The 14,264-nt window shown below is 55.5% G+C and carries 11 protein-coding genes and 2 tRNA genes; 6 read left to right on the plus strand and 7 right to left on the minus strand.

The window, feature by feature from the left end:
- Positions 1-5 precede the first annotated feature (5 nt).
- Both mtfA and GNG29_RS14650 read left to right on the plus strand, forming a co-directional pair.
- Positions 6-803 (plus strand): DgsA anti-repressor MtfA, encoded by a 798-nt coding sequence (gene mtfA, locus GNG29_RS14645; RefSeq protein ID WP_103180168.1) that lies wholly within the window; start codon positions 6-8, stop codon positions 801-803.
- Between the two features lie 100 nt (positions 804-903).
- Positions 904-979 (plus strand) — tRNA-Asn (locus GNG29_RS14650).
- 85 nt (positions 980-1,064) lie between these two features.
- Here GNG29_RS14650 and cbl read toward each other — a convergent pair.
- Positions 1,065-2,015 (minus strand): HTH-type transcriptional regulator Cbl, encoded by a 951-nt coding sequence (cbl, locus tag GNG29_RS14655; protein WP_103180169.1) that lies wholly within the window; start codon positions 2,013-2,015, stop codon positions 1,065-1,067.
- A gap of 96 nt (positions 2,016-2,111) precedes the next feature.
- Positions 2,112-3,029, minus strand: a complete 918-nt coding sequence (gene nac, locus GNG29_RS14660; protein WP_103180170.1) for a nitrogen assimilation transcriptional regulator NAC — start codon at positions 3,027-3,029, stop codon at positions 2,112-2,114.
- Positions 3,030-3,348: 319 nt separating this feature from the next.
- On the opposite strand from nac, the gene GNG29_RS14665 reads away from it, so the two are divergent.
- A tRNA-Asn gene (locus tag GNG29_RS14665) sits at positions 3,349-3,424 on the plus strand.
- Positions 3,425-3,506: 82 nt separating this feature from the next.
- Here GNG29_RS14665 and GNG29_RS14670 read toward each other — a convergent pair.
- The 5 genes from GNG29_RS14670 to ldtA form a co-directional block, all read right to left on the minus strand.
- Complete coding sequence (locus tag GNG29_RS14670; protein WP_158251033.1) at positions 3,507-4,034, minus strand: fimbrial protein; 528 nt, start codon at positions 4,032-4,034, stop codon at positions 3,507-3,509.
- A 39-nt stretch (positions 4,035-4,073) separates the two neighbouring features.
- Complete coding sequence (locus GNG29_RS14675) at positions 4,074-5,030, minus strand: fimbrial protein (RefSeq protein ID WP_156654840.1); 957 nt, start codon at positions 5,028-5,030, stop codon at positions 4,074-4,076.
- Positions 5,014-7,473, minus strand: a complete 2,460-nt coding sequence (locus GNG29_RS14680; protein ID WP_231736531.1) for a fimbria/pilus outer membrane usher protein — start codon at positions 7,471-7,473, stop codon at positions 5,014-5,016. The genes GNG29_RS14675 and GNG29_RS14680 overlap by 17 nt, the downstream gene beginning before the upstream one ends.
- A 113-nt stretch (positions 7,474-7,586) precedes the next feature.
- Entirely contained in the window at positions 7,587-8,264 is a 678-nt protein-coding gene (locus GNG29_RS14685; protein ID WP_156654841.1) for a molecular chaperone, read from the minus strand.
- A gap of 170 nt (positions 8,265-8,434) precedes the next feature.
- Positions 8,435-9,391 (minus strand): L,D-transpeptidase, encoded by a 957-nt coding sequence (gene ldtA, locus GNG29_RS14690; protein WP_168192058.1) that lies wholly within the window; start codon positions 9,389-9,391, stop codon positions 8,435-8,437.
- 234 nt (positions 9,392-9,625) lie between these two features.
- Here ldtA and shiA point away from each other — a divergent pair, with 234 nt between their 5' ends.
- From shiA to GNG29_RS14705, 3 genes are all read left to right on the plus strand, one after another.
- A complete protein-coding gene (gene shiA / locus GNG29_RS14695; RefSeq protein WP_156654842.1) occupies positions 9,626-10,936 on the plus strand; it encodes a shikimate transporter in 1,311 nt (436 codons plus the stop codon).
- 73 nt (positions 10,937-11,009) lie between these two features.
- A complete protein-coding gene (locus tag GNG29_RS14700) occupies positions 11,010-12,464 on the plus strand; it encodes an AMP nucleosidase (RefSeq protein ID WP_156654843.1) in 1,455 nt (484 codons plus the stop codon).
- 18 nt (positions 12,465-12,482) lie between these two features.
- Complete coding sequence (locus GNG29_RS14705; protein WP_156654844.1) at positions 12,483-14,255, plus strand: aminopeptidase P family protein; 1,773 nt, start codon at positions 12,483-12,485, stop codon at positions 14,253-14,255.
- The last annotated feature ends 9 nt before the right edge of the window (positions 14,256-14,264 follow it).

A 14,264-nucleotide genomic window follows, 5' to 3' on the forward strand; every position in this document is an offset into this window, starting at 1 on the left:
AAGCGATGATTAAGTGGCCCTGGAAATCGAATGAATCCGCCCGAAGCGCGGCGCTGCCGTGGGAAGAGGCCCTGGCGATCCCCGTCCTGTCCACCTTATCGGATGAGGATAAATCGCGTCTGGTACAGCTTGCCATACGGTTCTTACAGCAAAAACGCCTGGTTCCATTGCAGGGTTTTGAGCTCGACGATCGCAAAAGCACCCGCATAGCGCTGCTCTTTTGCCTGCCGGTACTGCAGCTGGGGATCGAGTGGCTGGACGGTTTTCATGAAGTTCTTATCTATCCGGCACCTTTTGTAGTGGATGACGAATGGGAGGATGAGATCGGGCTGGTGCACAATCAGCGGATGGTGCAGTCCGGTCAGAGCTGGCAGCAAGGGCCGATTATCCTCAACTGGCTGGATATTCAGGACTCGTTCGATGCGTCAGGTTTCAACCTCATCATTCACGAAGTGGCCCACAAACTGGATACCCGTAACGGCGATCGCGCCAGCGGCGTTCCCTTTATTCCCCTGCGTGAAGTGGCAGGCTGGGAACACGATCTGCACGCCGCCATGAACAATATTCAGGATGAGATCGATCTGGTGGGCGAAAGCGCGGCCAGTATCGACGCCTATGCTGCCACCGATCCCGCCGAATGCTTTGCGGTATTGTCGGAATATTTCTTCAGTGCACCCGAACTTTTCGCTCCGCGCTTCCCGGCCCTGTGGCAGCGTTTTTGCCACTTTTACCAGCAGGACCCGCTACAGCGTTTACGTGAAAATGAAGGACCTGGCGAAGATTCCGCCGCGCAAGTACACTAAAACAGCAGCCTGTGTCATAATTAATCAATTGAATCAGTGCGTTGAATTTAGTGTTGACACAAAATAGCGAGGCCATTAATATGCGCCTCGTTCACACGATTCCTCTGTAGTTCAGTCGGTAGAACGGCGGACTGTTAATCCGTATGTCACTGGTTCGAGTCCAGTCAGAGGAGCCAAATTTAAGAAGCCCGCTTAAGGAAACTTAAGCGGGCTTTTTGCTATTTCTCACCGTTAAAACCCCGCATCGCAGGGTTAATCTGGCTATATCTGGTAGTCAATCGCCACCTCTTCCGGCTCCATAACCTGACGCTTGATCTCCTCTACCGACAGTCCGGCGTTGCAGAGTTCGATAAAGCGCCAGACATAGTTGCGCTGCAACTGCCCTCGCTTAAGGCCGAGCCACACGGTGTTGGCATCGAAAAGATGACGGGTATCAAGACGCACCAGGCTCCCCTGCTCGTGCTCGCCGCCGGACTGTTCCGCCACCAGCCCGATACCCAGCCCGAGCTCGACGTAGGTTTTAATCACGTCGGAGTCCTGGGCGCTGAGCACCACATCCGGCGTCAGCCCTTTGCGGTTGAAGGCCTCATCAATGCGTGACCGCCCGGTGATACCTTGCCGATAGGTGATTAAGGGCCATTTTGCGATAGCCTCGAGCGTCAACGGAGAGACCTGCGTCAGCGGATGGTCTGGGGGCAGCAGCAGGCTGTGATGCCAGCGAAACCACGGGAACGCCGCCAGCAGCGGATCGTTGCTTAAGCGCTCGCTGGCAATGCCAATATCCGCCCCACCGTTTTGCAACAGCATCTCTATCTCCTGGGGCGTACCCTGGATGAGCTCCAGGCGCACATCCGGGAACAGCTCCCGAAAGGCCTTGATCACCGGGGGCAGGCTGTAGCGGGCCTGAGTATGGGTGGTCGCGATAGTTAACACGCCGGTGGCGTCGTTGGTAAAGAGATCTGCCAGACGGCGCACGTTGCTGGCTTCATTGAGAATACGTTCGGCGATGGTCAACAGTGCTTTGCCGGGCTCGGTCATTCCCAGCAGACGTTTGCCGCGACGAATGAAGATCTCAATGCCCAGCTCCTCTTCCAGCTCGCGGATATGGCGACTGACGCCCGACTGAGAGGTATAGAGCATGTTGGCGACCTCGGTCAGGTTGTAATCCCGACGGGCCGCCTCACGGATAATTTTAAGCTGCTGGAAATTCACGGTTCACTCCGGCGAAACTGACATGACGCTATTGTTAAAGTGCGTCCGCCGTGTAAACAAATAATAAAAATCCGCAACTTATGCTTTTATGGAATATTAGCTGACCAGCTGCAGCTCGCGGTTCTCCAGCGACGGGCGGCTCACCAGCGACATCAGGATCTCTTTCACCGCCTGCGCCTGCGGTGACAGCGAGCCGCGGGCCGAGACGTTAAGCGATAACGGCAGGCTCATGGACGGCGAGCTAATTCTCGCCATCCAGCCGTTAGCGGCACTGGAGAGCGATCGCGCAGCCGATTCAGGCAGCACCGTCACCCCCATTCCGCTGGCAATGGCAGCGGTCAGGGTAGAGATGGAGTCGATCTCGCCAATGATTTTCGCCGTCAGACGGCGCAGCGAGAAGGCTTCATCGACGCGCAAACGCACGGCGCTATAATCACGCGGTAAGAACAGATTCATCTCGGCCACCGCCGTTAAATCGACGCTCTGACCCGGGCAATCCCGCGTCCCTACCAGATAGAGATCTTCTTTTAGTACTGGCTGGCTGGTGATCCCCGCCACGGGGGAGCGATCGTAAAGCACCGCCATATCCAGCTGTCCGCTGAGTAATTTGTCGTTCAGCGCCGCGCCGCTGTTTTCATGCAGGTAGACCAGTACCTCCGGCAGCTCTGCGCGCACCGCCTGCAATAACGGCATAGTCACAGACGAGGCCGCCGTACCCGGTGCCAGGCCAATCGAAACCTGGCCGGTCAGCGTCTGCCCGACATTGCCCACCGCCAGCTGCGCCTGTTCACACTGGCGCAAAATAGTGCGTGCATGGGTATAAAGGATCTTGCCTGCTTCGGTCGGGGTCACGCCGCGTTTCGTGCGGATCAAGAGTTGCTGATCGAGTTCACCTTCCAGAGTGGCCACCTGCTGGCTCAGTGCCGGCTGCGCGATATGTAACACTTCAGCGGCCTGGGTCAGGCTGCCGATATCGACGATTTTTACGAAGTATTTCAGTCGTCTTAAGTTCATGTTGCCCCCTGTACGAAATGCGTTGCCGGTTCCGGCGCGAATGTACAGAGGGTTTTGCAAGATGCTTGCCAGTTTTTAAAAGAGGTCCGATATGTCCGCTAAGCGGCTGAAAATAAGGAAATCCAATCACTGTCGTCGCATTTTAAAGTGAAACAGCGGTTTATGATCTGCCCCATTCGGGGTATATCCGCACCAAAAACGTGCAATCCGCTGGGGAAAGCATCACTTTGCTGATTTTGTCAGCAAACGCGTCAAACAGAGGAGATCACCCTTTGACAACGGCGACCCACGTCGATAATATGCGCCCCGTTCACACGATTCCTCTGTAGTTCAGTCGGTAGAACGGCGGACTGTTAATCCGTATGTCACTGGTTCGAGTCCAGTCAGAGGAGCCAAATTTAAGAAGCCTGCTTAAGGAAACTTATGCGGGCTTTTTGTTTTTGTGCACGGGTGCCGACAGCGTCGGCACCACCGGGTTTACTGGTATTCGAAAGAGGCCACGATGGCTGAAGAAACGTCCCCTGGCATAACGGTTCCCGCTTTCGAATAAACGCGCGCCTGAAGTTTGAAAGTGGTACTCCCCCCTTCCACAGCACCGATTAATGAGCTGTTATTGCTCAAAATGGTTCCCGTGGTTTGCTGAGATAACTCAACGGCAGTATTGGCTGCAGGTTGCGCCGCGTTGTTTGCCCATCGCGTGGCATCTGTCTGGTCAGGGGTACCCGTAAAAGTCACTTTTACATTAGTGGTGCTGGCCGGGCAGTCGGTCACAGGTAAATCAAACATGGTTATGGGTGACCCCGAACCTGCCGCCTCTAAGGACGTGGCCGCGATGGATTGTCCCAAGTCCACGTTCAATGTACTGGAGCCACCATTAAGTGTTTTACAGGGAGTAGCAATCACTTTTCCTGTGACATTGATACCCACCGTATCTGCCGCGTAAATATTGCCAGCAAAAAGAACAGCGGAAATGGATGCGGTCAAATAGCATAAACATTTTTTCATTTTAGCCCACCTTGGCATGATATTAAGATATGACAAACGTCATTGATATGTCAGTGTCAGCGTAGCAGTTGAATTCGCTTCACCGACAGTGACATGATTTTTTGTCTGATAATAACGGGCAGTAACAGGAAATAACTCTTTCCCGCCGCTGGATGTTTTTAACGCCAGCCTGCTGTTAATAATAAGAGGTTTACCATCATATAATAACTGCACCCCAACGCCTTGCGCGGTATTAGCGCCACCTTGATTATTTAATGCCATTACACTGGGATCGCTGACATCCGGGTTTTGCTGTCCGTTCAACGTGACATAGATATTGGCAGCTCGATCGCAATCCAGGCCAAGATTCTGCGTGCTGGTTTTTCCAGGGGTAAAGCCTGGCGTTGTGCCAAAATCCGCTTTTGAAACATTGCCTATCGGAAACGTTAAATTAGGTGTAGTGATCGAACAGGCCACTTGGGTAATGCCTCCCCCGTTCAAATGAACAATAACGGGTGTGATTCCTGATACCGACCAGGTGCCAAGTTGTCCGATAGTGAATGCACCGGACTGAATAACGCCCGTTTTATACAATGTATAGCTAATCGGGGGGAGGTTCACTGAACCTGAAACTGTATTATCGGTGGAGGGCGGGTTGTCCAGATATGCCCACGAAAAGTTTACTTCAATAGCCACACCGGGAATATTGGTCGCATAGGCATGGGTAATCGATGTCGCTACGCCACCCAGATAAGTCATTTTATAATAGTTAGTATTTGTGTCACCCTTGCATTCCAGCAGTTTCTGGCCTACTCCGGTCGAACTTGAATAGATTACGGAGCCAACGGGTACATCTCTTTGCACTATCACGTTATTGGGCGAAAAGCTCAGGATTTGTTGTCCCTGGCCCTCAGCAAATACACAATCGGCAAACACATCAAAGCTGGAAAACCAGCATACCATTATGAGTAATACGCCAGGGATCTTAGCGCCCATAATTTTATTTGCATATTTCATTGCTTAATACCACTCCGGAATTAATTGCAGATTCATGAAGCACATAATTAACGCGGCATTGTTCATCCGCTGCCTGGCCCCAGCGTGCAATGAGCTCTCCGCTGTTTTCGAGTCCGGTGAGGTAAACCTGGCCCTGATCCCCAACAATAAATCCGCGAGAATTTTTGTCTCGGGCAAGGGTCACCGTAGTTCCGAAGGGAACGGGCAGCCCATTTCCCCGTGTCAGGGTCATTAATACACGGATCCCCACGTTAGCGATATATTTCGCGCTGACCACCGCACCGCGAGTAGGAATAACGGTCTGAGTCGTTAATTGCAGTTCAACATCATCAGGTAGCGTTTCCGTCTCCAGGCTCAGGCTATTTTTGCGATATGGCGAGACATTGCTGGCGACAGTATAACCGCGAAAATCCGTTCTCACGCCGGTCTGGCCAGAGACGCCCACGCCCGACGCGCCCGGGGCTTTAATCAACGCGATGGTTTCGCCAAAAGGCTGAGCCAGCGTCATCCCGTTGGCATGAACCAAAATCCCCCCATTCAGGCCGTAGTTGACGCGCTGCATATTTTCGTCAGTGCTATAACCGCCGGTCACTTCGCCGTAGGTTCCGTGATAGTCAGCGCTAAGATTACCGGTACGACCTGCTGCGTTGTTGCTATACCCTCGCTGCATACTCCAGTCCAGGGCGTTTTCTTCCAGCGCCGTGCCACTCAGACTCACCGTCTGGGTTGTGTTTCCTTTTTTACTGGTATTCAGACTGTAGCTGGCCCAGGTATGACTCAGGAAACGATCCAACGGAATGCTGATATTTAATGCCAGGATCCGATCTTTATCGTACGTTTTCCCCCCGCCGCTGCCCGCTGCGCTCGCATTATTGCTGTAGCTATAACTCAGCCCCCAGGTAATGCCGTTCCATGCGTTGTTATAGCTGACGCTGTATGAGCTCATCGTCTTGTCAGCATTCCAGTAATCCTCACGGATTGCGCTGCCGGTGAGGGAGCCGAAGGCGGGCCCCAGCGTCTGACTTAACGTCATTTCAGCACGGTTACGCCGACGATCCTGCAACGAATCACTCTCGCCGTCGGCATCCAGCACCTCCTGCATTGCGTAATAGCCTGCCGTAGAGTAGCGATAGCTGGTCGCCGAAAAATTGGTTCCGGTATCGGTGAAATTTTTACTGAAGCGTACGCGCCAGGCTTGCCCGCTTGATTTGCTCATCGAGGCAGGGTTCGACCACGCCTGGGTGACATCCACTGACAAGGCGCCAATCGTTCCCATATTTTTACCGATGCCAAGGGCCCAGGCGTGATATGGGCGAGATACCTGTATGCCGCCATAGAGTGTTAAGCCCTGAGGCAGACCATAAATGGCGGTGCCCTGCATCAGCGGACGCTTTTCAACCTCGCTGTCACTGGGACGATACTGACCGCCCGTCAGGCTGTACTTCAACCGCCCCTCTCGCTGCAGAACAGGCACAGAGGCATAGGGCACCACAAAATCATGTTCGCTGCCGTCCGCTTCTTTAACGGAAACCGTTAAATCACCGGCGCCACCGGTGGGATACATATCGGTAATTTCAAATGCGCCCGGGGCAACATAACTCTGATAAATGATGTAGCCATCCTGGCGGATAACTACCTGGGCATTCGTGCGCGCAATGCCGCGAACCACGGGCGCGTACCCTTTCTGACTGTCCGGCAGCATCTCATCATCAGAGGCCAGCTGACCGCCGCGAAAAGGGATACTGTCGAAAACGTCGGAAGGCGATGAACTGTCGCCGAGCGTCAGCTGGCTTTTCAGGGGGATAATGTTGCGCTGGGCATAGGTGTAAACCGAATCCCACTGCGCTTTGCCGTCGTTATCCCGGCGCCAGGTTGTATAATTTCGCAGACGCCAGGGCCCCATATTGATACCCGGGCGCAGGTTGGCATACTCGCTATGGCTGTTATTCGTCGTGCTGTTTCTGCCCCAGGTATTATCGCCGCTGAGACTGTAATTCAGCAGCAAGGCGTTAATCCCCTCGTCCCACATTTCCGGCGCAACATAGCCGCGCGCCTGGGAAGTGAGTGCGGCCTGCGGAAAACTCAACAACAGTTTTTGCGCACCAAAGATAAAGTCGGCAGACGCCTGAGGAATGGCGGCGAGTTCTACGCATTCGCTTTCGGTATCGAGCCCGGGGAAGCGATCGGTTTTGACGCCATAACTTTGTAGCAAACCTGGCGACAGGCAAGGCTGCAGACGATTATCACCCCGGGTCGTGGCAACCGATCTGAATGCAATTTCGCGTGTATCCACCGTCTGACCGTTAACAACCACCTCAACGCGATATTTCCCTGGCACCTGCGCACCACGCGCAAAGGATGAGAGATCAACGCCTTTCATGGAGGGATTATCGACTTCCAGCAGTGCCGGATTAAAATACTCCTCTGCACAGGCGCTCTGCATCACACCGGGTAAAGCCAGTATAATTAATAAGGCGAGCCGGGTCGGTGGAAACCAGCAACATAATATCGTGCGCATAATGAGTTTTTATTAACCATCCCTTGGTTATCAACGCCTTAAATAGCGGCATGATGTGTCGCTCCGACACCACCATAGTCATTAATCAATTTAAATGTGACAGGCCCGGAACTGACCCCTGCCGGAAGTAAAAACGACGCCGATGCGCCTGGTGCGACAAAAGTCGGTTCAGGCACGTTTTTTCCCGCAACGGTAATTTCATTAAAATTCATATAATAATTACCCGGATTACGCACCGAAACGTGATTCGCAGAAATTTTCCAAATCAATTTTTCAGCAAAATCCTCAGGTACCTTTCCTTTTAATGACGAAGGGCGATAAATTAATTTGATGCGTGTTTTTACTGCAATCTGAAGCGAGTTCGCTTTTTTTTCCGCCGCAGGAATGGCCTTGATATTTAACCAGTACATCGATTCTTTATTGTCCGGTAAATTCCCGGCGCGGACGATCCTCATCACATTCTCCTGACCGCGATCCAGTCGGTACAGAGGAGGCGTAATAATAAAGGGGATCCTTCCGGTGCTATTATCCTGATTATCAAACCATGACTGAATAAGGTAAGGCACGGTATCGGGATTGGAAACGCTAATGGCTGCTTCCTTTTTTCCGCCGTCGTAAATCACTCGCGTTCCGCCTATATTAACGCCCGCATAGGCTGACGATGCGCCAGAGAGTGCCAGCAAAACGGTAAAAAGGATATTTCTGAAACGTTTCATAAAATCTGGGTTTTAAATAAGCTGGTAAATATTTCACCAGAGTATTTATCTTTTCATTTAAGCCAACAATGAAAACCCAGCGTAATTTTACTCTGACAGACGCTTTACCTGCATTAAAGTAAAAGCCCGCTTAAGGAGACTTAAGCGGGCTTTTATTCTTACGGCCAGGCTTACTGGCTGGACGTCATGACCAGCGGCGTGCTCTGTGCGCCGATACCGACATTCACCGGCATCCCCGACCGGCGCTCCAGCGCCCCGCTAGCCTTCACGGCATCCACATCCGCGCCGTTGAGCTGGGCGCGTAACCCTGCGGTCATCGGTAGCGGCACCTTATTTGTCGATTCAAACTCCGCACGATTACGGGACAGCGGCTCATGCACTTCGACCCAACGACTGCCGTCCGGCTCGGTGGTGACTTTAATCGGCTGATCGATAAGCTGCACGCGCGTCCCGACCGGAACATTATCGAAGAGGTATTTGATATCGTCGTTGCGCAGACGAATGCAGCCCTGGCTCACGCGCAGCCCGATCCCAAAGTTTGAATTGGTGCCATGAATTGCGTAAAGCCTGCCGATATAGAGCGCATACAGCCCCATCGGGTTGTCCGGCCCCGCAGGTACAAACGCGGGCAGAGTCTTGCCCTCTTTGGCGTAAGCCCGACGGGTGTTTGGGGTTGGCGTCCAGGTGGGCCCGTCCTGCTTGCGCTCGACGGCGGTTACCCAGTTACGCGGCGTCTCGCGCCCGGCTTCGCCGATACCGATGGGGAAGATCTCAACGGTGCTACCCCCTGGCGGGTAATAATAGAGGCGCATCTCCGCCACGTTGACCACAATCCCCTCACGCACGGTTGCGGGGAGGATGAGCTGTTGCGGCACTACCAGCTGTGTACCGGGTTGAGGCAAAAACGGATCAACGCCCGGGTTCGCCTCCAGCATATTACTGAGCCCCTGCCCGTACTGGGCCGCAAACGCCTCCAGCGGCAGTTTGTTGTCCTGCGGAACGGTGATCACCTGCGAGGCTCCCACCAGACGACTCCCTTCAGGCGGCAACGGATAACTCACCGCCAGCGCATGCTGACTGACCAATAAAGCAGCGATAAAGCCCAACTTCATTATACGACGCATTATTCCCTTCCTCTGTCGCTCCGCGTATCTGACAAGCATAGCCCTGTTGCTGTGTTTATCGCCAGTTAACAAACCATCATTTCAATGAATATCACCCGTTTACCTCACGCGGGGATAAAATCGTTTTCACCCGTCCGCTATCGCGGTAGTCTCATACCCGTCGCCGTTTCAGGGCGACCGCAACGTGAGCGATATTCTTTCTAATACCTATAAAAAATAACGTCAGACAGGATCACTATGGATACCACCCTCGCCTCCTCGTCCCCCGACGGGGCTATACCATCGCTGCATCGCGCGCGCCGCGCGGCCCTCGGCAGTTTTGCCGGTGCGGTAGTCGACTGGTACGATTTTTTGCTCTACGGCATTACCGCCGCGCTGGTTTTTAACCGTGAGTTTTTCCCGCAGATCGATCCGGCGATGGGCACCCTCGCCGCCTTTGCCACCTTTGGCGTCGGTTTTTTGTTCCGCCCGCTGGGCGGGGTGATTTTCGGCCATTTCGGCGACAAGCTGGGCCGCAAGCGAATGCTGATGCTGACGGTCTGGATGATGGGCATCGCCACAGCGCTGATTGGTCTCCTCCCCTCTTTTGCCGTTATTGGCTGGTGGGCACCGGTTCTGCTGGTGACCCTGCGGGCCGTGCAGGGTTTTGCCGTCGGCGGCGAATGGGGTGGCGCCGCGCTGCTGTCCGTTGAAAGCGCCCCGGCACGGAAAAAAGCCTTCTATAGCAGCGGCGTACAGGTGGGCTATGGCGTAGGTCTGTTGCTTTCTACCGGGCTGGTGTCGCTGATCAGCACGCTGACCACCGATAAACAGTTCCTGAGCTGGGGCTGGCGCATCCCGTTCCTTTTCAGCATTGTGCTGGTGCTGGGGGCACTGTGGGTGCGTAACAGGATGGATGAGTCTGCCGAGTTCGAGCAGCAGCGGCAACAACCCGCAGAGAAGCGTCGCCTGCCGGTGATGGACGCGCTGATCCGTCATCCGGCCGCGTTTTTGAAAATTATCGCCCTGCGCCTGTGCGAGCTGCTGACCATGTATATCGTCACGGCTTTTGCGCTGAGCTACTCCACCCAGAATCTCGGCCTGCCCCGGGAGCTGTTTTTGAATATCGGCCTGCTGGTGGGGGGCATCAGTTGTCTCACTATTCCCTGTTTTGCCTGGCTGGCGGACCGGTTTGGCCGCCGTCGGGTCTATATCACCGGGGCGTTAACGGGCGCATTGAGTACCTTCCCGTTCTTTATGGCCCTCGAAGCCCAGTCCGTTATCTGGATTGTGGTGTTTGCCATTTTGCTGGCGAATATCGCCCATGACATGGTGGTGTGTGTCCAGCAGCCGATGTTCACTGAGATGTTTGGCGCAAGTTACCGCTACAGTGGCGCCGGGGTTGGCTATCAGGTGGCGAGCGTAGTAGGCGGCGGTTTTACGCCGTTTATTGCCGCCGCGCTGGTGACCTTCTCCGGCGGTGACTGGCACAGCGTGGCGATCTACCTGCTGGCCGGGTGCCTGCTCTCCGCCGCCACCTGCCTGGTGATGAAACCGGCCGCTACCTGATCTCACTTTTGTTTCACATACAGGTGACATACTATCGGGTAACGCCGTACACCTGTGGAACAAGGAGACAGAGATGAATAATAAGGACTCCAGCCTGACCCCGGCTCAGGCACTGGACATGCTGGATGCGCTGTACGATCAGGCGGTTAACGCCCTGCGCAGCGCCATCAGCGACTATATCAAAGACGGAACGCTCCCCGATGCCGAGGCCAGAATGAATGGCCTCTTTGTTTATCCGTCACTCTCCGTGACCTGGGATGGCAGCGCCACCAATACGCCGAAGACCCGCGCCTATGCGCGATTCACTCACGCTGGCTGCTACTCCACCACGGTCACCCGTCCGACGCTGTTCCGCCCTTACCTGGAGGAGCAGCTGACGCTGCTGTATCAGGATTACGGTGCCCATATCACCGTGGAGCCCTCGCGCCATGAGATCCCCTACCCGTACGTTATCGATGGCTCAGAGCTGACCCTGGACCGCTCCATGAGCGCGGGCTTAACGCGCCATTTCCCGACCACCGAGCTTTCGCAGATCGGCGATGAGACCGCAGACGGGATCTACCATCCGGCGGAGTTTTCCCCGCTGTCGCACTTTGATGCCCGCCGGGTCGATTTTTCGCTGGCGCGCCTGCGACACTACACTGGCACCCCCGCCGAACACTTTCAGCCATTTGTGCTGTTCACCAACTACACCCGTTACGTGGATGAGTTTGTCCGCTGGGGCTGTAGCCAGATCCTCGATCCCAACAGCCCCTATATTGCTCTCTCCTGCGCGGGCGGGATCTGGATCACCGCCGAAACCGAAGCGCCGGAGCAGGCCATTTCTGACCTGGCGTGGAAAAAACACCAGATGCCCGCCTGGCACCTGGTCACCGCCGACGGTCAGGGCATCACCCTGATTAACATTGGCGTGGGCCCGTCGAACGCCAAAACCATCTGCGACCACCTCGCCGTGCTACGCCCGGACGTCTGGCTGATGATTGGTCACTGCGGCGGCCTGCGTGAGAGCCAGTTGATTGGCGATTACGTGCTCGCCCACGCCTATCTGCGTGACGACCATGTGCTGGATGCGGTGTTGCCGCCGGACATTCCGATCCCAAGCATCGCCGAAGTGCAGCGGGCGCTGTACGACGCCACCAAAGAGGTGAGCGGCATGCCGGGAGAAGAAGTTAAGCAACGGTTGCGCACCGGCACGGTTGTTACCACTGACGACCGTAACTGGGAGCTGCGCTACTCGGCCTCGGCGCTGCGCTTTAACCTGAGCCGCGCGGTGGCGATTGATATGGAGAGCGCCACCATCGCCGCTCAGGGTTACCGCTTCCGCGTACCCTACGGCACTCTGCTCTGCGTCTCCGACAAGCCGCTGCACGGGGAAATTAAACTTCCCGGCCAGGCAAACCGTTTTTACGAGGGGGCGATCTCCGAGCATCTGCAGATTGGCATTCGCGCTATCGATCTGCTGCGCGCCGAAGGGGATAAATTGCACTCGCGTAAACTGCGTACCTTTAACGAGCCGCCGTTCCGCTGATCATAAAAAAGGAAAGTTATGCAAACCACCTCACCCCTATCCACCCTGCGCCAGTGGCTGGAGACCCAGGCGCTGGATGGCATTATCGTCCCCCGCGCCGATGCCTTTCAGAGCGAATATTGCCACCCTCATGACGATATTCTCGCCTGGCTGACCGGCTTTGACGGCTCGGCGGGACACGCCCTGATCCTGCGCGATCGCGCCCTGCTGTTTGTTGATGGACGCTATCAGGTTCAGGCCCGGGAACAGGTTAATCTGGCCGAGATTGAGATCCTGCATCTGCACAACGATCCGCTGGCAGACTGGTTACAGCAGAACATGAAGCCCGGGGCGCGTATCGCCTTTGAAGCGATGCTGATGACCCATACCCAGTATGAAGCACTCAATGCCAGTCACTGTGAGCTTGTCGCCCTGAATGCATCGCCGTTTGATACCCTCTGGCAGGATCGTCCGGCCCCGCCTGCGGGTGCCATCCGCGAAATGCCGGTGGAGATCAGCGGTGAAAGCAGTACCGACAAGCGCCAGCGCGTTGCTGCCATTCTGGCAGAACAGCACGCCGATTATCTGGCCATCACCCAGCCGGATAACATCGCCTGGCTGTTGAACGTACGCGGCAGCGATATTCCGACGAGCCCGGTACCGAACTCGTTTGCCCTGCTGAGCCGCGACGGCGCGGTGACGTGGTTTGTCACGCCTGAAAAAACCCGCGCGCTTCCGCCCGCGCTGCTGGAGAGCCTGACGCTGGCGCCTGAATCCGATTTTCTGTCGCAAAGCCAGCAGCTGTGCGCCGGTAAGCGCGTGATGGTGGATGCCGATTCCGCCCCTGTCGCCCTGCGCTTTGCCGTAGAGCCGCAGGGGGAGATTCTCTGGCACGCTGACCCGATCACCGCGATAAAAGCGTACAAAAACCCGATTGAGCTGGCGGGCTACCGCGACAGCCACCATCAGGATGGCGTGGCATGGGTCAATTTCCTGGCCTGGCTGGCGCACGAGGTGCCGCGTCGCGAAGCCTCTGGTCAACCCATTACCGAGCTGGAAGCCCAGGCGCAGCAGCTTCTCTTCCGTCAGCAGCGACCGGGCTTTATCGAGCAGAGTTTTGCCACTATCTCCGCCTCTGGCAGCAATGCGGCGATGTGCCATTACCACGCCAGCGAGCAGACTAATGCGGCTATCACCCGCAATCATTTTTACCTCAATGATTCCGGCGGGCAGTATCACAACGGCACGACCGACGCCACGCGCACGCTGGCTTTCGGGCCGCTGAGCGACCAGTGCCGTCTGCATTACACCGCCGTGCTAAAAGGCTTTCTCTCGCTTATTTCCCTGCAATTCCCGTCCGGAACCTGCGGGCATCAGATCGATGCGTTCGCGCGGCGTGAGCTGTGGGGGCTGGGGCTCGATTTTGATCACGGCACCGGACACGGCGTGGGTCATCAGCTGCTGATCCATGAAAATCCGCAGCGTATCGCGAAGAAGGTTAACCCCTGGCCGCTGGTGGCGGGAAATATCATCACCATCGAGCCGGGCTATTACCTGGCCGATGCATATGGCATTCGCATTGAAAACCAGGTAGAGGTGGTGGAGAGCGTACCGGGCTTCTGCCGCTTTGCGTCGCTGACGCTGGTCCCCATCGACCTGAGTCAGGTGGATCTGCATCTGCTGAGCGAAAAAGAGATTAAATGGCTGGATGATTATCATCACCAGGTGCGTGAGGCACTCTCGCCGCACGTTAACAGTGAGGCGCGCCCATGGCTGATCGCGGCCACGGCGCCTGTTCGCGTACACGGTTAAAGCACAAAG

It is taken from the genome of Leclercia sp. Colony189 (assembly GCF_009740165.1).
Lineage (GTDB): Bacteria > Pseudomonadota > Gammaproteobacteria > Enterobacterales > Enterobacteriaceae > Enterobacter.